Source organism: Oceanirhabdus seepicola, from assembly GCF_023684385.1.
Taxonomy (GTDB): Bacteria; Bacillota; Clostridia; order Clostridiales; family Clostridiaceae; genus Oceanirhabdus; species Oceanirhabdus seepicola.
Map to the genome: position 1 here is coordinate 269386 of NZ_JAGSOJ010000004.1, position 23354 is coordinate 292739.

The following is a 23354-nucleotide window of genomic DNA, read 5'->3' on the forward strand; positions in this document are numbered from 1 at the left end:
AAAACTCCTCCATAAACCTATAATGCCCCCCATATTTCTTTAGCATATTCCTCTATTGTTTTGTCGCTAGAGAACTTTCCAGAGTAAGCTATATTAGTAACACTCATCTCTAACCATTTTGACTTATTTCTATATAATTTATCTATTTTTTCTTGAGCCCTTACATAATCACAGAAATCTTTTAATACTAAATATTTATCATTATCTTTAAGTAAAGAATCATATATTCCTTTAAACTCATCCATACTTACAGGTAAAAATCCATTTATTAACTCATCCATCACTGTTTTTAATCTTATATCTTCATTATATATATCTATAGAATTATGTGTATTATTCTTATATATTTCAAGAACTTCCTTAGCCTTTAATCCAAATATTATTATATTATCCTCTCCTACTTCATTAGCAATTTCAATGTTTGCTCCATCAAGTGTTGCTATGGTAATTGCACCATTCATCATAAACTTCATATTCCCAGTTCCTGAGGCTTCTTTTGTTGTTGTTGATATCTGCTCACTTACATCTGCTGCTGGCATCAAAAGTTCAGCAAGTGTTATATTGTAATCTTCAATAAATAAAACCTTCAACTTGTCTTTTATTCTATAATCATTATTTATCTTTTTCCCTAGTGAATTAATTAACTTTATAGTTTCTTTTGCAATATAATATCCCGGTGCTGCCTTTCCAGCAAATATAAAAGTTCTTGGATAAATATCTAGATTGGGATTTTCAAGTAGCTTATTGTACAGATGCATTATATGGAATACATTAAGCACTTGTCTTTTATATTCGTGAATTCTTTTTGCCTGTATATCAAATATTGAATTAGGATTAATTTCTATAGAATATTTTTCCTTAACCATATTAGCAAATTTATTTTTATTATATTGCTTTATTTTATATATTTTTTCTTTAAAGCAAGGATCCTTTTTAAATTCTAACAAATTCATCAGTGATTCTGGGGAGTCTATCCAGCTCGGTCCAATGTATTCACTTATTACGCTAGCAAGCTTTGGATTGCATTTTAAAAGCCATCTTCTATGACTAATTCCATTTGTTTTATTATTAAATTTCTCTGGGTATATGTTATAAAATTCTTTTAGTTCTTTTCTTTTCAATATTTCTGTATGAAGTTTAGCTACTCCATTTATACTATGACTTCCTACTATAGCTAAATGAGCCATCTTTATTTGATTATCAGCTATTATTGCCATTTCACTTATTTTATCAAAATCTCCATTATATTTAGTGTTCCATAATTCTTTACAAAATCTTTCATTTATCTCTTCTATAATCATAAAGATTCTTGGCAGAAATTTTTTTATCATATCTACATTCCATTTTTCTAAAGCTTCTGCCATAATAGTATGATTTGTATATGATATTGTGTGTTTTGTTATTTTCCATGCTTCATCCCATCCAAATCCTTCTTCATCTATTAATATTCTAATAAGCTCTGGTATAGCTAACGCTGGATGGGTATCATTTATATGAATTGAAACATATTTATAAAATTCTTTTAGATGTTTTCCAGATTTTTTAAATGATTCGACAATACTTTGTACCCCAGAAGAAACTAAAAAATATTCCTGTTTAAGTCTTAAAATTTTTCCCTTTTCATAAGAATCATCTGGATATAAAACATAGGAAATGGCTTCAGTGTTATATTTATCTTCAAAAGCTTTTGTATACTCCCCTTTATTAAAATGATAATAGTCGAATTCTTTATCCATTACCTCTGCACTCAAAAGCCTTAAAGTATTAACAATATTATTTTTATATCCTACAATAGGTATATCATAAGGAACTGCCAATATTGATTCATAATTTTCATGAACAAATTTTAATCTATTATCTTTTTGCGTTATTATTACATTTCCTCCAAACTTAACTTCTACTGATTCACTTGGTCTTTTAATTTCCCATGCATTTTCATATTTAAGCCACTGATCTGGAAATTCTTCTTGATATCCCTCCATTATCTTTTGCTGGAAAAGACCATATTTATATCTTATTCCAACACCATATCCCGGTATACCAAGCGTAGCCATTGAATCCGAAAAACACGCTGCCAGTCTTCCCAATCCTCCATTTCCAAGACCTGGTTCTTTCTCGATCTCTGCAATTTCATTTAAATCTAATCCAAGGTCTTTCAACCCATCTTCACAAACTTCTTTAATACCCAAACTCATAAGATTACTTATTAATAATTTTCCTATTAAAAATTCCATTGAAAAATAATAAATTTGTTTTTTATTATCCTTTAGATATCGTTCATTAGTATTTACCCAATATTCAGCTATATAATCTCTTGTTAAACTAGCTAAAGCATAGTATTTATCTAAAAGGTTTGCCTCTTTAATTTTTTTCCCTCGCTTTGATACTAACTTATTAACGAAATCTTCAATAAATTGATCTTTGTTAACTCTCATAATTCCCCCCTCCCCCAACTATAGATTTTCCAGTTTGAAAATTTACTTGTTTAAAAAATTCGAAAGTAAAATTTCATTTTCTATTCCTTTTTATAGCTAAATCTTTTGAATAGTTTTCTATATATTTATGAAATTAAATTCATATATAATTCTTCATATGTTTGAGCTGAACCTTTCCAGCTATAATCACCATTCATTGCATTTTGAACTATTTCATACCAACCGGTTCTATCTTTATAATATTCTAGTGCTCTATTAATTGTGAAAAGCATATCGTGAGCATTATAATTTTTAAAACTAAATCCATTTCCTTCTTTAGTGAACCCATTGTATGACCTAACTGTATCATTTAATCCACCAGTCTCTCTTACAATAGGAAGCGTACCATATCTAAGTGCAATTAATTGTGATAATCCACAAGGTTCAAATCGTGAAGGCATTAAAAACATGTCACAACCAGCATAAATTTTATGGGCAAGAGAATTATCGAATAATATATTTGCTGATAGCTTCTCTGGATATCTATTTGCATAATTTCTAAATATTGATTCAAAGTATGAATCTCCTGTTCCTAAAACCACCATCTGTACATCCCTATCAAGTAGCTCATCTAAGATATGAACCACCAAATCTAGTCCTTTCATACTATCTAGCCTTGAAACAATTCCAATTAAAGGAACATCCTCTCTTTGAGGAAGGTTTAATAATTCCTGTAGTCTCAATTTATTCTCTGTTTTATCCTCAAGAGAATCAATACTGTAATTTTTATAAACATAATTATCTTTTTCAGGATTATAAATATCATAATCAATCCCATTTACAATTCCATATAATTCTTCACTTCTTTTTCTTAAAAGCCCATCTAATTTTTCTCCATAATATTCGCATTGTATTTCTTGAGCATAACTTTCACTTACAGTTGTAATTATGTCTGAATAGTTTATTCCACCCTTCATAAAACTTACTCCATCATTAAATTCCAACTTTTCAATATGATTATATTCACTTCCTAAATTTAATAATTCCCCTAATATTTCTGGTGAAAATATTCCTTGGTATTTTAAATTATGGATAGTAAAAATTGTTTTAATATTCTTGTACTCCAAATTTTCATTATAATGTGCTTTTAGTAATGGACTAATCATCCCTGTCTGCCAGTCATTGCAATGAATAATATCTGGTTTAAAATCTATGTGTCTAATCATCTCTAAAACAGACCTATTAAAGAATGCAAATCTTTCAGCTTCATCATAATATCCATATACTCCATACCCTGATTCTCTATTAAAATAGTATTCATTATCTATAAAATAATATGGAACCCCTTCATATTCCATATATTGAATTCCACAATACTTCTCTCTCCATCCTACAGGTACTTCTACACTTTTTATAAAAGACATTTCTTTTTTAAACTCATCAGGTATAGCTCTATACTTTGGAATTACTACCCTTATATCTATTCCTATTTTCCTAAGTTCTTTAGGCAAAGAAAATGCCACATCGGCAAGTCCCCCTGTTTTAATAAAGGGTACTGCTTCTGAAGCAACATATAATACTTTAGTCAATTCTACTCCCCCTAACCTCAAATTTATAATTTAAAATTTTTTCCTAATATTATTGGCCTTTTAGAATCTCCACATAATACCTTATTTTTGCTTATATGAACATATTTATCTAATATGGCATGCTTTAAAGTTGTATCTTCTTCAATTGTTCCTTTTGTCATAATTACACTGTCCTTTACAACTGCCCCTTTTTTAATCCTGACTCCCCTTGAAATAATACTATTTTCAACAGTTCCTTCAATAATACAGCCATCTGCAATAACAGAATTTTTAACTTGAGAATTTTCAGCATATTTTGTTGGTGCTTCATCCTTAATTTTTGTATAAATCCCTCCATTTTTATTGAATATCTCTTGAGCTACATTATTATCCAACAGCTCCATATTAGTTCTATAGTAGTTATCAGTGGAGTTTATACATGATAAATACCCCTCAAAAGGATATGCATTTACATTTAAACGATTTATTTTATCAAACACAGCATCTTTTAAATTCAGATTTTCCCCAATTGTTATGCTACTTTGAATTATTTCAAGTAGTAAACTTTTCTTCATAATATACATTTCCATTGAAATATTTTTACTTTCTTTATTTCCTACATTTCTACCTATACTAATAATATTCATATTTTCATCTAAGTTTAAAGTATCACAATTCAAGAAATCACTGTTGCTATCGTCTATTTTTTTATAAAGAACTGTTATATCTGCTTCGCTTTTTTTATGATAATTAAAGGCTTCTTCATAATTAACATTACAAACCATATAACTTTTTGATAATAAAACATAGTTCTGTCTGCTACGTTCTATATATTCAATATGATCTTTGAAATTTTTAATATCTCCTTTACTAATCAAAGTATCTGATTGATTTATTACTGGGTTTAGTATGAATAATCCGTCTTTTTTTCTATCTAAATCCCACTCTTTTCCTACTCTTAAATGTTCCATTAATGAACGACATTTTCCTTGAGTAAATACTGCCACATTTATCATTCCTGAATTAACCATATTTGAAAGAGTAAAATCAATAATTCTATACTTACCACCAATTGGTATTGTTGCAATTGGCCTATTATATGTAAGCTCTCTTATTTGATCTTCTTTTTCACTTAAATTAATAATCCCCATTATATCTTGCATCATATTCCCCCAATTTAAAGTATTATTCATTTACAACAACTATCTCATCTGAATTTTTGTCTTCTATTATATTTCCGGATTTCACAATTACATTTTTCATAACTATAGCTTTGTTAATGGTTACATTATCTTCAATCTTTGCTCCAGGCATAATAACAGAATCAGTAATTTTAGAATTTTTTCCAACATAAACACCAGGGAATAATACACTGTTATTTATTTCTCCATTAATAATACATCCATCGTTTAGTATGGCTGATTTTACTTTTCCACTTTCACTAATATAGTGTGGTGGTCCAATCGGATTATTTGAGTATATATTCCAGTTTGGGTCATGTATATTTAACTTATTATTTTCTTTTAATAAATCCATATTAGCTTCCCATAAGCTTTTAACATTCCCTACATCTTTCCAATACCCCTCAAATTTATAAGCGTATAGATCCACTCCATTGTGTAACATCTTAGGTATTATATTTTTCCCAAAATCATTAGCTGAATTTTCATCCTGTTCATCTTCGATTAAATATCTTTTTAATAATTTCCAATCAAATATATAAACACCCATAGAAGCTAAATTACTTTTAGGATTTCCAGGTTTCTCTTCAAACTCATATATCTTATTCTCATTATCCACATTCATTATTCCAAATCTATTTGCATCTTCCCATGGTACTGTAATTACTGCAATAGTCGCTCCAGCTCCTTTTTCCTTATGATATTTGAGAAGTAGAGAATAATCCATTTTATAAACATGATCTCCAGATAATATAAGTACATATTCTGGATCATACTTATCTATAAAATTTTTATTTTCATAAACTGCATTTGCAGTACCTTTATACCATCTTCCCCCATTTTGACCCATATATGGAGCTAAAATTGTAACGCCTCCATTGTTTCTATCAAACCCCCATGGTCTTCCAATTCCTATATGTGAATTTAACTCCAAAGGCTTATATTGTGTAAGTACTCCCACTGTATCAATTCCTGAGTTTGCACAATTACTCAACGTAAAATCTATAATTCTATATTTACCTCCAAATGGAACTGCAGGCTTTGCTATTTTTTTAGTTAACATATTAAGTCTGGAACCTTGTCCTCCAGCTAATAACATAGATATAATTTCTTTTTTTCTTCTATTCATAAAATCCCCCTTATTACAGACTAAGTAAGTGATAAATTATAACTTACTTCTTTATTTTGATAAACAATCCCCCTAAAGGTGGAATTTCCAGAGTTAAGGAGTATGGTTGATTATGCCATTTTGAATTACTTGCTATAAGTCTATTTTCATTTTTTACTCCTGAACCACCATATTGTTCCATATCACTATTAAATACTTCTTCATATTCTCCTAAAAAAGGAACCCCAATCTTATATTTTTCACGTAATACAGGTGTAAAGTTACACACAATAATAATGAAGTCATCTTCCTTTTTACCTTTTCGCATAAATGTTATTACACTCTGCTCATAGTTTTGATGATCAATCCAAGAAAACCCTCTTGAATCACCATCCAATTCATATAATGATTTTTCATTTATATAAAGTTTATTAAGTTCTTCTGTAAAATATTTCATTTTTTTATGACTTTCGTATTTGATTAACATCCAATCTAATTCCTTCTTATAATTCCATTCAATAAACTGAGCAAATTCATTTCCCATAAATGAAAGTTTTTTTCCTGGATGAGCTATCATATAAGCAAAAAACACTCTCAAATTAGCAAATTTCCGCCAATAATCTCCTGGCATTTTTTCAATTAAAGATTTTTTTCCATGAACTACTTCATCATGAGATAGAGGCAGTATGAATTTTTCAGAAAATGCATACATAAAGGAAAAGGTAATTAAATCATGATGCCATTTTCTGAAAATAGGGTCCATTTCCATGTATTTCAACATATCATTCATCCATCCCATATTCCACTTATAATCAAAGCCTAGTCCACCTTTTTCTGTTGCTCCTGTAACATATGGCCACGCTGTGGATTCTTCAGCAATCATTAAACTTTCTGGAAAATGTTTAGATATGCTTTGATTTAATTCTCTTAAAAATTCTATTGCACTTAAATTTTCTACCCCTCCATACTTGTTTGGTATATACAACCCATCTCTTTTACCACTATTTAAATAAAGCATATAAGAAACTGCATCAACTCTTAAGCCATCAATATGATACACATCAAACCAAAACATAGCGTTAGATATTAAAAAATTTTTAGTATGTTTTTTACCATAATCAAAGGCAGCAGTTCCCCACTCTGAATTCTCAGCCATTATTGGGTTGTCATATTCATAAAGAGCTGTTCCATCAAATTTTAATAATCCATGTTCATCCTTACAAAAATGACAAGGTACCCAGTCTAAAATAACTCCAATTCCTTCTTGGTGACATATATCTATAAAGTTCATAAAATCTTCAGGTTTACCATACCTACTTGTCACAGAATAATAGCCAGTTACTTGATACCCCCATGAACCATCAAAGGGATACTCTGTAATTGGCAGCAATTCAATATGTGTATATCCCATTTGTTTAACATACTCTATGATTTCATTAGCCATTTCTCTATAATCATAAAACTCATCACTACCTTTTCTTCTCCATGAACCTAGGTGTAATTCATAAATATTTATTGGTTTTTCATACTTAGAAATCTTCTTCTTCTTTTCTACCCATTCCCCATCATTCCATTGATAATTATCCAGTGAAGCGATTACCGATGCAGTATTTGGTGGTAATTCTGAAAAGAATGCATATGGGTCCGCCTTTAACCTAACTTCCTTATCTCTAGTAAAAATTTCGTATTTATAAATATCTCCTTCTTTTAATCCTTGAATAAAAATATTCCATATACCTAAGCTTTCATGCTTTTTCATAGGATGATTACTTCCATTCCAATTGTTAAAATCACCAACAACATTAACCTTTTCTGCATTAGGCGCATACACCGTAAACCTTACTCCTTGTATTCCTTTATATGATTTCAAATGTGCACCTAAGAATTTATAATTATTAAAACTCTTATCTCTATCAAACTCATAGGATTCAAAATGACTTTTAGGCAAATAGTAAACTTTTTGACACATAATACTCCTCCGACTTGTTTAAAATCTATTTTCATATTGGTAAAAAAACAACATAAATTTTACTACTTAATTTTTTATCTACAAAAGCATACTTAGTAATTGTATTTACACACTTGTTAAAATATGACTAAAATAACATAGAATTTACCTAATATTTATCTAATGATTAATTATACAGGTAATATAAACAGGCCCTAATCTATCAGATTAGAGCCTGTTTTCTTTCAGAGGAACAACTAATTTTTATTGAAATTATGTTGGTGATAATTCCATAAATAATTTATTTGAATATGCCTAAGTCTTATTTTCAGGTTGTTTCCCTATAGTTCTAAATGTACCCAAAATACCTGCTAAAGTTGCGCCAAATAAATTGAATATTAAATCTAAGTTATTATCTACTAGTCCATGTTGATTTTTAGTTTTAAATATAACATCTAAAATAAATTCTATATTTTCAAGAAAAACTCCAATTGTAATCCCTATAGATGTTATAAAAATAAAATTAAATATTTTAGATTCAGAAAAAATCTCAACACTTGAATCAATTATTGAGTAAAAAAAAAGTGAACAAGAAAAAGTACCAAATAAATGTAAAACTTTATCAAACCAGTTTGTAGTCTTGTAAAGGTTAAAGTATTGCCCAAATAAGTTATGTAATATTATTGTAATAATAACCAATACCTTTATATAGTTTCCCACCTCAAATCTCTTTTTATTTTCAAAATAAATAAAAATTAGGTAACCACTATATAAGACTATTAAATTATAAATATAATTATATTCCTTCTTTATTATAAAACCAATTATAGTTAAAAGTATAAATATTGAAAAGACAATAGTTAAAAATTTTGAAGCATTATTTTTCATTATAATAAATACCTTTCTTTTTTATAATGTATTGTTTATAGCTTTATTATTTACTTATTCTAATTTTTTTTATTTACTAGAATAACTTAAAAGAGCATCTAAACCATTCATTTAGATACTCTTTATATTTAAATTACCCTATACTTACTACATTATTACGTTTTTTCCCTTTTGCTTGATACAAAGCTTTATCTGCTGCATATATAAAATTCTTAATAGATAATTTACCACATGGAATAACTGTATTTGTTCCTAAACTTACAGTTATGTATTTTGATACAGTTGAATATTCATGAGAAATAGCCAACGCTTCAATCTTCTTTCTTATTTCTTCCGCAAATAAATAAACCTCTTCTCTATTTGTATTAGGTAATATTATAGCAAATTCTTCTCCTCCATATCGTGAAGCAATTGCTTCTATTTTTTTAGAATACTGTGATATGACCTTTGCAACTTCTTTAAGACTCTCATCTCCAGCTTGATGTCCATAGTTATCATTATACTGTTTAAAACTATCTATATCTAATAGAATCATTGATACAGGTTTTTTTTGTACTAAAGACTCCTCCCATGCATTCTCTAATACTTCATCAAACTTGTAACGATTATAAATTCCCGTTAAGGCATCAGTATAAGAAAGGCGTTCCAATTCTTTATTTTGTTGTTCTATTATTTTTCTATTACTAAATTCCTTCACTCTATTTTTAAATAACATTCTAGATATATACCATGATATAACTAGAACTGAACTGGAATTAATAATGTTCCCAAATAATATATTATTACACTTTTGAACATAGAATAAACCTACAATAAATACTGTATGTACAAATATATATATTATAAGTACAAAAATAGGCTCTAAATACACTGCTACTGCAATAAATATAATACCTGCTATATATACAATAACTTGTCCATAATGTAATTGATCTATTATGGATATTCCAGCTCCCCATAAAACTAAGAAAACTAAAAAAGTAATTTCAAGAGTTCGCATCATCTTGGTGCTCTTAATCTTATTATTCTCTACTTTTTGAAAAACATTTAAGAACACTATCATTGATATTATCATCAAACCATACATAACAGTGTAAGACATGTTATGTACTTTAAACACTTGATTCCCCATGTCAATAATCGACATTAAAAGCATTATAATTTCCATTATAATATATACTTTTGAAATGGTTTTTCCTCTAGCCAGATTAATTTCAAAATTTTCTCTTCTAAATTCTTCTTTATATTTATCTGGTGCTGAAATCAATATAAATTTCTTCAGTTTTTGTAAAATCATTTTATTCACCTACATTTTATAGTATTTAAGCCTTATATTTAAAATATATTATTTATATACCAAATACTTAATGCTATTATTATATCATCAAAAAAAATGCGCAACAATTGTTGCACATTTTCTTTTCAAAAATTTAATTTTCTGGGACATTCTCTGTTACTATAGAACTCGTCGCTACAACTGCCTCTTAATTATAAATTAATTAAATCTTCCATGGTATACAGTCCATTATCTTTATCTACAATATATTTAGCTGCCTTTACAGCCCCTAACGCAAAAATCTTTTTTGATAATGCTGTATGCTTAATCTCAATTATTTCATCTAGTCCTGCAAATATTACATTATGCTCTCCGCATATAGTACCACCTCGAATAGCGTGTATACCAATTTCATTTTTTATTCTTTTTTCCTCATTTCCACTTCTTCCAAATACATATTTTTTCGAACTATCTAATTCTTGATTTATTGCATCTGCTATCATATACGCACTTCCACTAGGTGCATCCATTTTTTTATTATGATGTTTTTCAATAATTTCTATATCAAAATTTTCTTCTAAAACTAATGCTGCTTTTTTAACTAAATTGATTAGCAGATTTAATCCTAAAGATGTGTTTGCTGTATACAACACTGGAATTTTCTTAGAAGCAATTTTAATATCTTCTATATCTTCTCTAGATAAACCTGTTGTAGCTATTAAAAGAGGAGTATTTCTTTCAACTGCATACTTTAACAAATCAGGTAAACATTTAGGATTAGAACAATCAATAATAACATCCCCCGCATCTTTACATTCAAATATACTAGTGTATACTGAATAAGAATTATTAATTTTTTTAGGGTTTCTGGATAAACCCGCAATTATTTCTATATCACGTTTCTCTTCTATGAGCTTGGAGATAGTTTGTCCCAGCATTCCATTACATCCACTAATTATTATTTTCACTATTAGACCTCCTAAAAACTTATATCTTATTTATAAGCAACTCTGCAATCTGAACTGTATTTGTAGCAGCACCCTTTCTAATATTATCAGCTACTACCCATATGTTAATTCCATTATCTACACTAAAATCCCTTCTAATTCTTCCAACATAAACTTCATTAGTTCCTTCTATATTTATAGGCATAGGATAAACATTGTTTTCAACATCGTCTTGTACAATTATTCCATCAGTATTTTCTAAAACACTATAAACTTCAGTTAAATCAAAATCTTTCTCAAACTCTAAATTTATTGAAATACTATGTCCATGTCTTACAGGAACCCTAACTGTGGTAGCGGTAATTCTTAATTTACTGTCATTTAATATCTTTTTAGTTTCTTCAATCATTTTCATTTCTTCCTTTGTATATCCATTATCCATAAATACATCAATATGAGGAATACAGTTATATGCTATTTGATGAGGATATTTTTTATTAGAAATACCTTCTATTCCATTTTCTAAATCCATTATTCCTCCAACCCCTGACCCAGAAACAGCTTGATAAGTTGAATAAACTATCCTTTTAATTTTAAAAACATCATTTAATACTTTTAGTGGTAAAACAGCTTGAATTGTAGAACAATTTGGATTTGAAATAATTCCGTTATTCCATTGAACATCTTCAGGGTTTACCTCTGGAACAATTAAAGGGACTGCCTTATCCATTCTCCATGCACTGCTGTTATCAACTACTATAACACCATTTTCTTTCGCTATAGGTGCAAATTTTTTACTTATATCACCCCCAGCTGAAAATAGTGCAATATCAATTTCGCTTTTAAAGGAGTCTTCATTTAATTCTTCTATTATATATTCACTACCATTAAACTCTAATTTACTTCCAGCTGACCTTTTCGAAGCAAAAAGATATAAATTATTAATAGGGAAATTTCTTTCTTCTAAGACTTTTAAAAATGTCCTTCCAACCATTCCAGTTGCTCCAACAATTGCTATATTAACTTTTTTCATTATAATCACCTCATAATCTAATTTTGTAAATAATAAGCCCCTTCACATATTTTCTCAGCAGGCCCTGTCATATATATGGTTCCATCAATTTGTTCTATTATTAATTTTCCACCTTCAACATGTACATTTAGTGTTTCTTCTGTATCATGAAGTATGGAACTTACCACAGCACTTGCAGCTGCTCCAGTTCCACAAGCTAAAGTGATACCTACCCCTCTTTCCCAAGTAGTAACCTCAATATTCTTTTTATCAACTATTTTTACAAAATTAACATTGGTTTTTAGAGGAAATAATTTATTGTTTTCTACAGCTCGTCCTAGTTGTTCTATCTTGATATCGTCAAAATCATCAACAAAAATCACAGTATGGATTGTTCCTATTACTAACCCACTAATATTTAACGTTTTTTCTCCTACTTTAATCTTTTTATCAATAAAGATTTCATCACTCGTATCTATAGGAATATCCTTTGATGAAAATACCGGATTACCTAAGTTAACCTTTACACTTTTTATTTTATTATCTTCAATTACTACCTGTGGTTTCATAATTCCACCTAGGGTTTCAACTGTAAAGCTTTGATCTTTAACTATCTCATTTTCGTAAATGTATTTTGAAAAACATCTTATTCCATTACCACACATAGGAGCTTGCGTTCCATCAGCATTATAAAATAACATCTTTATATCAGCTATTTTTGATTTCTCTACAACCATCATACCATCAGCACCAATTCCAAAATTTCTGCTACATACTTTTTTAGCTAGCTCATTATAATTTGGCAGTTTATTTTCTATTCCATTTAAAATTATAAAATCATTTCCTGTACCTTGTAATTTCTCAAATTTCAACATATCATCATTCTCCTAAATGGCTTTCTTTTAGATGATTTACTATAAGTCTAATTCCTTTGCCAATACAGTTATAGCTTTTATTTTATCCTCTGCATCAATAGTGTAAGATATACTTATCTCTGAAGTAGTTACCTGCTTAAATTCAATATTGTTATCTGAAAATATTTTAAATACCTTACCAGCTACCCCTGATTGATTCATCATTCCTATTCCCACTACAGATATTTTTGATATATTTGAATCCTTAGATACTTCTATATTCTTTAATTCATTCTTTAACTTTTTTACTACTTTATCAATTGCAAAAATATCATTCTTTGATGCTGTAAACGATACATTAACGACACCATTAAAAGGTGCTGTTTGACTTATCATATCTATGTTAACGTTATATTTCGCCAATTTTTTAAATATTAACGCGATATTTTTTGAATTATATTCTACATTATTAATGGTAATCATTAAAACATCTTCCGTTGCTGCTAAACCTGTTATTACTTTTTCTTCCATAACTTTTTCATGCTCCTTTATATAAGTTCCTATAACTTCACCTGTATTTAATGCTACATAAATAGGTACTTTATATTTAAATCCTATTTCCACTGCTCTAGTTTCCATAACGCCAGCCCCTAAACTAGCCATTTCCATCATCTCTTCATAGCTTACAACTTCTAATTTTTTAGCTTCAGGAAAAACTCTAGGATCTACAGAATAAATTCCATCTACATCAGTATAAATTTCACATTGACATTTCAACCTTGCAGCTAATGCAACAGCAGTAGTATCTGATCCGCCTCTTCCTAATGTTGTAATATCGCCATTTTCATTTATCCCTTGAAATCCTGCTACAACAACAATTTTCCCATTCTTTAAATGATTTTTAATATTTTCGATTTCAATTTCTGCAATACGGTTCTTAGTATGATCACCCTCTGTGATAATACCTGCTTGAAATCCAGTTAATGATATTGAATCATACCCGTACTCCTTTAATGCCATTGATAATAATGAAATTGTTATCTGTTCACCTGTAGATAACAGCATGTCCATTTCTCTATTACATGGATTTTCTGAAATAGCTTTGGCCATTTCAACAAGCTTATCAGTAGATTTACCCATTGCTGAAACTACAATTACCATATCATTACCTTTTTCCTTATCTGCTATTACCCTTCTAGCTATATTCTTAATTTTATCTATGCTTCCTACTGAAGTCCCTCCATATTTCTGTACTAACACTGCCAACTTTATTTCCTCCTTTATCGTAACTAACTATCTTAGATCAATAAATCATTTCTAAGAATATCTTCATATGTTTCTCTTTTTACTGTTAATCTCGCTTGTCCATCTTTAACAAATACTACTGCCGGTCTTGGAATTCTATTGTAATTACTAGCCATGCTGTAATTGTATGCCCCTGTGCTAAGTACAGCTAAAACATCGTTCCTTTCAACTTCAGGTAATACAATATCTTTTACCAATATATCTCCTGATTCACAACACTTTCCTGCAATTGTGTACATCGCTTTATTTTCTAGTTTCATTTTATTTGCCACTATAGCTTCATACTTTGCACCATATAAAGCTGTTCTAGGATTATCCGTCATTCCGCCATCAACAAATATATAATTCTTACCTCCGTACGTATTTTTAGTCCCTCCAACTTCATAAAGAGTAGTACCTGCATTAGCAGTTATTGATCTACCTGGTTCAATCATAACCTTAGGTATAGTTAACCTCATCTCCATAGTCTTCTCTTTTACTAGTAACAACATGTTCTTTAAACACTTCTTTAAATCAATTGGTGTATCGACCTTAGAGTAATATACCCCAAACCCTCCACCTAAATTCAGTTCTTCAGTAATAAAATCACACTCTTTTTTTACTCTATCTAAAAATTCAAGCATTACAGAAATACCTTGATAAAATGATTTTTCCTCAAAAATTTGTGACCCAATATGACAGTGGAATCCTTTTAAATTAATTCTTCTACTGATTTGAAATTTTTCTAATAAGCAACATATATCATCACTAAATATGGATACTCCAAATTTAGAATCATTCTTTGAAGTTTGAATATATTCATGAGTATGAGCATCTATACCTGGGTTTACCCTTAATAAAACATCTATTTCTTTATCTAATTCTTCACATAAATACTCTAACAACTCTAGTTCCTGTTTGTTATCAACAACTATTCTTCCTATCCCAGCTTGAATCGCCATAATCAATTCATTTGCTGTTTTATTATTTCCATGCATATAAATTTTATTTACAGGAAACTCTGCTTTTAGCGCTGTATACAGTTCCCCTCCTGAAACAACATCTAGTGAAAGTCCTTCTTCTGATATAAGCTTACAAACAGCTAAATTTAAAAATGCTTTAGATGCATAGATTACTTCTGTTTCAATACCCTCCAATGAAAAGTTATTTTTAAAAGTTCTACAATTTCCTCTAACTAACTCTTCATCAACAACATATAAAGGAGTTCCAAACTCTTTTGTTAAATTAATAGAATCACATCCACCAATTTGTAGATTACCTTTGTTATTTATCTCCATTGTTCCAAAAAACCTCATATATTCTCACCTCTCTAATTATCATTAGTTCACTAATTTATATTTATTATTTTTCTTAGGCACATTCAAATAAATAACTAGTCATAGGTCTAAGGTGTACCTACTTCATCCTGGAACCCACTGATAGCGCAACTATCCTAGGAACCCAACTCTTCGCATATCACAAAATATCCGTCGCATCTTTAACTTGTTATTTATTTTCATATACCCTATTATCTACACTTAATGTTTTTTTGCACAAAAAAACAGTCATGAGCAAAAGGCACTCATGACTGTTTCTATATGCAAAAAATAAAATACATAGTTTCAATGCATACTTCTATTAAAAGAAGGTACGCGAATGTATTAGAATACACAAAAACAGAACCTCTTGCCCCAACATGAAACAGCGCTCCCTTAGATAACTGGGCTATTAACTAAAGACAGTACTATGCTTGTTCAGCATAGTCCCAATACATTGACGGTAAATCTCTGTACTTCGGCAGTTGTCCCTTTCCTATATAATCATATCTATACAGTACTAATAACAACCGCGGCCTCTGTAACATGTTGTTTACGTATATTTAATTTTATAATTATTAGTAGTTTAACAAATAAACAATTGATTATCAAGTACTAATTTATACCACGGTGACAGTCATCTTTTATACTCTTCTTCTTTCCCACTTACCAATATTATATGCTGTAAGTATTACCATCATTTCCGCAAAGTCTGCTGCCACAAAGGTCGTCCATACCCATATAATAGGAAGATTGAACACATTAACAAACAAAAACATGAGTGGTATTTGTACTATCCATCTTCCAGTGATACTTGAAATAAGGTATGGCGTATTGTATCCTGAGCCTGAAAAAACACTTCCATACCCCATAACGACACCTGCCATAATAAGTCCTGGAATAATTATTCTCATCATTGGAATACCAATTTCAATAACTGATGGTTCACTTATAAATATCCCCATTATTCTCTCTGGAAATATAAAAGCAAAGACAGATACAACTACCATTAATAAAGCCCCGTAAATAGAAGCATATCGCGCTGTAGCTTTTGCCCTTTTTATATTTTCAGCACCAAGACACTGTCCAACTATTGTACTGCTCCCCATGGTTAATCCTAGTAGTGGCATAAATGCAAAACTAAATAATCTATTCCCTATACCCATTGCTGCTACAGCATCCGTTCCATAGGATGTAATAAATTTTAAGGTAACAATTCCCACAAGATTTCTTAATAACACTTCAAATCCATTTGGAAGCCCTATAGTTATAAGTTTTTTATCAATTTGAAAGTTTAGCTTTAAAAGTCTTTTAACCTTAATTTTCACCTTAGTTTTATTTGATAAAACAAATGCAAATGCTATAAGGAATGAAACAGTAATAGAAATAACTGTTGCTAATGCAGCCCCAAAAACTCCTAAACCAAAACCTTGAATAGATGTTCCTGGTATCACATCAAACATAAAAATAGGATCTAATATTATATTTAAAATTGCTGATATAATCATAATTATCATAGGTTTTCTAGCATCACCAACACATCTAAAAGCTGTATTCACAGTGTAAGAGGAAAACATTATTGGTAAAAAGAAAATACGTATATATCCATAACTAAGAGCAGCTTGTGATACTACTGTATCATGTGTAAAAAATCCGAGTAGTGGTCTTAGTATAAAAGAAAAAATTATTCCCGCTATTACAGCAACAAGAGCCTTAAAAGTTAGAGTTTGTTCTATACATAGACTTGTTCTATCTTGATCTCCCTTTCCATAGCTTTGTGAAATTAAAGATATTGAACTTGTACCTATTATTTCATTAAGAACATTAACCATCCAAAACATTGTTGAAAAAATAGTAACTCCTGCTACAGCCTTCGCTGATATTTTACCAATCCACATCATATCAACTAAATCGTAAAACATCTGAAACATAAAACCAAGCATTGTTGGTCCAGCCATTAAAAAAAGATTTTTGCTAATACTCCCCTTTAAAAGATTTCTCGATTCCTTCCCCTTCATAAATCTCCTCCCAATTATTATCTTTCGAGATAATAGCCAATATAGAATATTATACCTTTTGTGTTAATAACTTTAAAGTCAAAATGAATATCCAACAAGTTACTAGGCTAAAATAATCATTATTATGATATATTATAAAGGATTCAAAAAAATTCTATTTTATAAAGCTTTGATGGAGGAAAACTATGGCATATAACATAATAGACATATTAGATAAGACAATAAATATAGCCGAAAAGAGAAAAAATGTATATTTGAATATAGATTATAAAGGGCAAAATAAAGCGAATTTTCAACTAGTAACATCTGTTTTAATCAAAAGTGTAGAGAAAGAAATTAAATATTACGAAGATATAAAGTTGGATTTAAAGGATAAATGTTTAGAAGATATCGATTTTAGCGTATATGATAAGATATCTTTTTTAATGAATGAATTTTATAATAAGGCTTACTGTGAAGACATTGATAATATCCCTAAACTAATTAAATGCACAGCATCTTTACATAAAGATATCTATGCATTATATATGAGTATTCAAGGCAAATTAGTTACAACAAAGAATGCTACTGAAACTTTTGCTTATAAAATATTATCTAGCGTTTTAGATAGAAAAGAAAAAACAATAGAAGAACTTGAAAGATTATTAATTAAACGTTAAATATTTAAAGGTAGTATCAATTTGATACTACCTAAAAAAAACAGTTAATTATTTAATTCCAATCCTAACTCTATACCCAAAAGTGGTGTCTAAAATTTTCTCTCCTAATCTTTCTCTAACAATTTCTTTAAATGCCTTTATCTTTTCATTAATTTCCGGAACATTCTCTTTTATTATCTTCTGAAATGCCCCTTGGCTCTCAGCAAATCCAATGAACTCGTTTGCTCCCATTTTAAATTTGCTATGAACTACAAATTCTCTTATGAACCTGAAGTTATTACTTTTTTTCATACTGTCTAGATATTCTTCTATAGTCCAGAGCTTACACTTATTCTCAGAGCTACTGTCCAATATAATTGATTATATTTTCAATTATTATCTTAGGTGGCACAGGTCTAAATTTGTCATAACACTCCACAAATCCTGAAAATCTATCTACATTACTCTTATTATTCACTATATATCACTCCCCATATTAAATTTGCTCCCCAAGCATACTTATTTTACTTTGAGTTTAATTCAAATTTACCATTTAACCTTACTTAAAAAATCTATAGTTTCATCAAGGGGAATGATATTAATAACCTCATCCTGAGGAATCAACTCCCTTCTATCTCCTAAATATTCCACATAGAACATAGTAGTTTCTTGCCCAAAGTATTTGAACTCTTCTGAAAACTCAAAAGAAATATTCTCTTTTCATTCATATTCCAACACTTCCCCAATATATAATCGCACTCCTTCTATTATTTTCTGAATAACACCACTTTTCTCCTTATTTACATAGAATTTTCCTATAAAAAAATTGTTAAAAAATAAATTATTGTATTTTTTTTAAATAATAATAAACTTTAAAATGGTATCTTAAGGCTTCAAATATGCTATATGTTTTAAAATTTTATATTTTTTAAATATATTTTTAACAATTTTAATTTTATATTATCAAGTATTTTTCGTCAATTAAAGCTATATATCGTTATTACTTGCATAATCCACTTTCACACATAATAATACATTGTTAAATTTTCTACAAATTTTACCTCTTTAACACAAACTTTAATATTGTTATTTTTTTGTTTAAGTTACATAATAATAAAATTAGAATTTTCAGAAAAATTCGTTTTTGATGTAGAATAATGTTATGATATATTAAAAGATTATAAATTAATAAAGCTAGACTTTATAATATATTTTTTTATTTACTATTTCTATATCCCTGTTGACAAATTTAAGAGGGATTAGAATTGTTGGTCATTAAATAAAATTTAAAACACTTATGAAAAAGGAGGAGTTCTATGGGACTTTTAACTTTTAAGCGAGGTATTCATCCTCCACATGGTAAAAAGTTAAGTGAGGATAAGAGCATTGAAGTATTGCTTCCAAAGGGTGATTTAATTTTCCCTATGTCGCAACATATTGGTGCTCCTTGTGAACCTTTAGTAAAAAAAGGTGACAGAGTTTTAGTCGGTCAAAAGATAGGTGAATCTAAAGCATTTGTTAGTGCACCTATTCATTCAAGCGTTTCAGGTATTGTTAAAAATGTTATACCAATGCCTCATTCGAATGGAACTAAAGTAATGTCAATCATCATTGAAAATGACAATACTTATGAGGAAGTTGATACAATGCTTCCAAATGGAAATTACGAAAACATGTCTAAAGAAGAATTAGTAAACATTATTAAAGCAGCTGGTATTGTTGGTATGGGTGGTGCTTGTTTCCCTACGCATATCAAGTTAACTCCACCAGAAGATATGAAAATTGACAGCATACTTATTAACGCTGCTGAATGTGAACCTTATCTAACATGTGACTATAGAATGATGCTTGAAAAATCATCTGAAATAATCACAGGATTAAAGATTATTCTTAAAATGTTCCCAGGAGTTAAGGGATACATCGGAATTGAGGATAATAAACCAAAAGCAATACAAGCTATGAAAGATGCTGCTAAGGGTATCGATAATATTGAAATTAAAACAGTAAAAACAAAATACCCTCAAGGCGCTGAGAAACAACTAATATATGCTATAACAGGGCGTGAAGTTCCATCTGGAAAACTTCCTGCTGCTGCTGGATGTGTGGTACAAAATATCGATACAGTTTATGAGATATATAATGCAGTAGTAAACGGACGACCTTTAATGGAAAGAGTAGTTACGGTTACAGGAGAAGCTGTTAAAGATCCTAAAAACTTCAGAGTTAAGTTTGGAACTTCTATGACTGAGCTGATTGAAGCTGCTGGTGGATTCAAAGAAGATCCTGTTAAAGTTATTTCTGGAGGTCCAATGATGGGGACAACCCTGAGTTCATTAGATGTACCAGCTATCAAAGGAACATCTGGGATTTTATGTTTAACAAAGAAACAAGCTGTATTGCCAGAAGAGTCAAATTGTATTAGATGTGGTAAATGCGTTGATGCATGTCCAATGTTCTTAATACCTTCTAAACTTAATTCTTTAGTTCTTAGAAATGAATATGAAGATTTTGAAAAAAATCATGGTATGGATTGTATAGAATGCGGTTGTTGTTCATTTGCTTGTCCAGCAAAACGTCATTTAACACAAACTTGTCGTCAAGGAAAAAGAACTATTATTGATAATAGAAGAAAAAATACGGCTAAGTAAATAGAACTAAATATTTGGTATTGATTTATTAAAAATGTAGAACCGTTCATTATTTTATAAATCAATAATTTCAATGAAAGTTCTATTTACTACTAAGTAGGAGGAAAATGTATGTCAGATAGAATGTTTACAGTATCCTCATCTCCACATATTCGTTCTAATGATACTGTTCAAGGAATAATGAGAGATGTTGTAATAGCTTTACTTCCAGCTACTATAGCGGGAATATATTTCTTTAAAATGCAAGGACTTTTAGTTATACTTGCTTCAGTACTTTCTTGTGTAGGCGCAGAAGCTCTGTGGCAGAAACTTACACATAGAAAAGTAACAATATTTGATTTAAGTGCGGTTATAACAGGACTTCTACTTGCCTTCAACCTTCCAGCACATGTGCCATTATGGCTTCCTGTAGTAGGTGGTTTTATTGCAATTATCGTAGTTAAACAATTTTTTGGTGGACTTGGTCAAAATATTGTTAACCCAGCTTTAGCTGCTAGAGCAGTACTTTTAGCATCATGGCCTGTTCATATGACTAATTGGACTGTTGATGGAGTATCATCTGCAACTCCTTTAGGAGTGTTAAAAGAAGGTGGGACTGCTGTTGCTGGACTAATGGATGTTTTCATAGGAAACACAGGTGGTTGTATAGGTGAAACTTCAGCCATAGCTCTTTTAATAGGTGGAGCTTATCTATTATATAAACGAGTTATTAGCTGGCATATTCCAGTATCATATATAGGAACAGTATTAGTATTAACAACAGTAATCGGTAGAAACGGATTTATGACAGGAGATGGATTATTTGAAATCCTTGCAGGTGGTTTAATGATTGGTGCGTTCTTTATGGCAACTGATTACACAACATCACCAATGTCTAAAAAAGGACATCTTATATTCGGAATAGGTTGTGGTGTTTTAACTAGTCTAATCCGTATATTTGGAGGATATGCTGAAGGGGTTTCCTACTCAATCCTTATAATGAACTTATTTGTTCCATTAATCGATAGATATACAACTCCTAGAGTATTTGGGGAGGTAAAATAGATGAAGAATAATATAAAACTTGGAATGATTTTATTATTAATAGCTGCTCTTGCTGGATTATCTTTAGGTGCAGTTCACAGCATAACAGCTGAACCAATCGCTAAAGCAAATGCAAGTGCAAAGCAGAATGCTATGATTGAAATACTACCTAAAGCAGCTGAATTTAAAGATCAAGAGATTGAACTTAACGATAAGATTCTTGAAGTTAACGCTGGATATAAAGATGGAGAAATTATTGGATATGCAATCAAAGTCTCTCCTAAAGGTTATAGCGGCGCTGTTGAAATAATGGTAGGTGTTTACACTGATGGTACTATTGGTGGAATAAAGATTTTATCTCACTCAGAAACTCCTGGTCTTGGTGCTAATGCTCCTAAGCCAAAGTTTTCAGGACAGTTTGTAAACAAATCTACAAGTGAAGGATTAGAAGTTGTAAAAGGTTCAGCTTCAGCTGATAATCAGGTAGAAGCTATAACTGGAGCAACAATAACTTCTAGAGCAGTAGTTAATGGTGTTAACGACGCTGTAGAGTTCTATAATTCTAATTTGAAAGGAGAATAACACCATGAGCATGATATCCGATAGATTAAAAACTGGTATTATAAATGAAAATCCAATTTTTGTACAAGTTATTGGTATGTGTCCAACACTAGCTGTTACATCAAGTGCAGTAAATGGTGCTGGTATGGGACTTGCTTCTACAGCAGTATTAATAGGTTCTAACGTGGTAATATCATTACTTAGAAAAGTTATACCAAAAGAAATACGTATTCCTGCGTTCATTGTAATCATTGCAACTTTTGTTACAATACTACAATTCTTATTACAGGGTTATGCCCCTGCATTAAACGATCAACTAGGAATATTCATTCCTCTTATAGTTGTTAACTGTTTAATATTAGGAAGAGCCGAAGCTTATGCTTCAAAGAACAATGTTTTCAGTTCAATCTTTGATGCCATTGGAATGGGTCTTGGATTCACACTTTCTCTAACAGTACTTGGTGGTATAAGAGAGATCTTTGGTAACGGTACACTTTTTGATGGAAGTGCTTTAGCATTACGTGTAATGCCTGCTTCATATGACCCAGCTTTAATTATGGTTCTGGCGCCCGGTGCATTCATAACACTTGGTATTTTAATGGCAATTCTTAATCAAAGAACAATCAATAAGAGAAAAAAATCTAAACAATAATACAGACTATAAATTCCT

General features: G+C 29.9%; 19 protein-coding genes and 1 riboswitch. Of the genes, 5 read left to right on the forward strand and 14 right to left on the reverse strand.

Features of this window, described 5'->3' with window-relative positions:
- Positions 1–17: 17 nt before the first annotated feature.
- The 13 genes from KDK92_RS18275 to KDK92_RS18335 form a co-directional block, all read right to left on the reverse strand.
- Positions 18–2435 carry a glycogen/starch/alpha-glucan phosphorylase gene (locus tag KDK92_RS18275; RefSeq protein WP_250860832.1) on the reverse strand — a complete coding sequence of 806 codons (2418 nt, stop codon included), beginning with the start codon at positions 2433–2435 and terminating at the stop codon, positions 18–20.
- Between the two features lie 125 nt (positions 2436–2560).
- Complete coding sequence (glgA, locus tag KDK92_RS18280; RefSeq protein ID WP_250860833.1) at positions 2561–4003, reverse strand: glycogen synthase GlgA; 1443 nt, start codon at positions 4001–4003, stop codon at positions 2561–2563.
- A gap of 23 nt (positions 4004–4026) precedes the next feature.
- On the reverse strand, positions 4027–5145 hold the full coding sequence (gene glgD / locus KDK92_RS18285) for a glucose-1-phosphate adenylyltransferase subunit GlgD (RefSeq protein ID WP_250860834.1): 1119 nt from the start codon (positions 5143–5145) through the stop codon (positions 4027–4029).
- 22 nt (positions 5146–5167) lie between these two features.
- Positions 5168–6292, reverse strand: coding sequence for a glucose-1-phosphate adenylyltransferase (locus KDK92_RS18290; protein ID WP_250860835.1), 1125 nt, complete (start codon positions 6290–6292; stop codon positions 5168–5170).
- A gap of 43 nt (positions 6293–6335) precedes the next feature.
- Positions 6336–8240, reverse strand: coding sequence for a 1,4-alpha-glucan branching protein GlgB (gene glgB, locus KDK92_RS18295; protein WP_250860836.1), 1905 nt, complete (start codon positions 8238–8240; stop codon positions 6336–6338).
- A 294-nt stretch (positions 8241–8534) separates the two neighbouring features.
- Entirely contained in the window at positions 8535–9107 is a 573-nt protein-coding gene (locus KDK92_RS18300; protein ID WP_476739435.1) for a DUF2238 domain-containing protein, read from the reverse strand.
- Between the two features lie 133 nt (positions 9108–9240).
- Positions 9241–10404 carry a GGDEF domain-containing protein gene (locus KDK92_RS18305; protein ID WP_250860838.1) on the reverse strand — a complete coding sequence of 388 codons (1164 nt, stop codon included), beginning with the start codon at positions 10402–10404 and terminating at the stop codon, positions 9241–9243.
- Between the two features lie 191 nt (positions 10405–10595).
- Positions 10596–11354, reverse strand: coding sequence for a 4-hydroxy-tetrahydrodipicolinate reductase (dapB, locus tag KDK92_RS18310; protein WP_250861167.1), 759 nt, complete (start codon positions 11352–11354; stop codon positions 10596–10598).
- Between the two features lie 16 nt (positions 11355–11370).
- On the reverse strand, positions 11371–12363 hold the full coding sequence (locus KDK92_RS18315) for an aspartate-semialdehyde dehydrogenase (RefSeq protein ID WP_250860839.1): 993 nt from the start codon (positions 12361–12363) through the stop codon (positions 11371–11373).
- Between the two features lie 17 nt (positions 12364–12380).
- A complete protein-coding gene (gene dapF / locus KDK92_RS18320; protein WP_250860840.1) occupies positions 12381–13217 on the reverse strand; it encodes a diaminopimelate epimerase in 837 nt (278 codons plus the stop codon).
- Between the two features lie 39 nt (positions 13218–13256).
- Entirely contained in the window at positions 13257–14462 is a 1206-nt protein-coding gene (locus KDK92_RS18325) for an aspartate kinase (RefSeq protein ID WP_250860841.1), read from the reverse strand.
- Between the two features lie 32 nt (positions 14463–14494).
- Positions 14495–15796: a diaminopimelate decarboxylase gene (gene lysA, locus KDK92_RS18330; protein WP_250860842.1), complete on the reverse strand. Its 1302-nt coding sequence runs from the start codon at positions 15794–15796 to the stop codon at positions 14495–14497.
- Between the two features lie 378 nt (positions 15797–16174).
- Positions 16175–16346, reverse strand: a riboswitch (Lysine riboswitch).
- Between the two features lie 94 nt (positions 16347–16440).
- Positions 16441–17814 (reverse strand): MATE family efflux transporter, encoded by a 1374-nt coding sequence (locus tag KDK92_RS18335; RefSeq protein WP_250860843.1) that lies wholly within the window; start codon positions 17812–17814, stop codon positions 16441–16443.
- Positions 17815–17999: 185 nt separating this feature from the next.
- Between KDK92_RS18335 and KDK92_RS18340 the strand changes: the two genes are divergently transcribed.
- Positions 18000–18473, forward strand: coding sequence for a hypothetical protein (locus KDK92_RS18340; RefSeq protein ID WP_250860844.1), 474 nt, complete (start codon positions 18000–18002; stop codon positions 18471–18473).
- 48 nt (positions 18474–18521) lie between these two features.
- On the opposite strand, the gene KDK92_RS18345 is transcribed toward KDK92_RS18340, so the two are convergent.
- Positions 18522–18764, reverse strand: a complete 243-nt coding sequence (locus KDK92_RS18345; RefSeq protein WP_250860845.1) for a hypothetical protein — start codon at positions 18762–18764, stop codon at positions 18522–18524.
- A 1004-nt stretch (positions 18765–19768) separates the two neighbouring features.
- Here KDK92_RS18345 and rsxC point away from each other — a divergent pair.
- The 4 genes from rsxC to rsxE all read left to right on the forward strand — a co-directional run bounded on the left by rsxC (position 19769) and on the right by rsxE (position 23336).
- Entirely contained in the window at positions 19769–21100 is a 1332-nt protein-coding gene (gene rsxC / locus KDK92_RS18350; protein ID WP_250860846.1) for an electron transport complex subunit RsxC, read from the forward strand.
- Positions 21101–21211: 111 nt separating this feature from the next.
- A complete protein-coding gene (locus KDK92_RS18355; RefSeq protein ID WP_250860847.1) occupies positions 21212–22144 on the forward strand; it encodes an RnfABCDGE type electron transport complex subunit D in 933 nt (310 codons plus the stop codon).
- Positions 22145–22705, forward strand: coding sequence for an RnfABCDGE type electron transport complex subunit G (locus tag KDK92_RS18360; RefSeq protein ID WP_250860848.1), 561 nt, complete (start codon positions 22145–22147; stop codon positions 22703–22705). It abuts the gene before it with no gap.
- Between the two features lie 4 nt (positions 22706–22709).
- Complete coding sequence (gene rsxE, locus KDK92_RS18365) at positions 22710–23336, forward strand: electron transport complex subunit RsxE (RefSeq protein ID WP_250860849.1); 627 nt, start codon at positions 22710–22712, stop codon at positions 23334–23336.
- Positions 23337–23354: the final 18 nt, after the last annotated feature.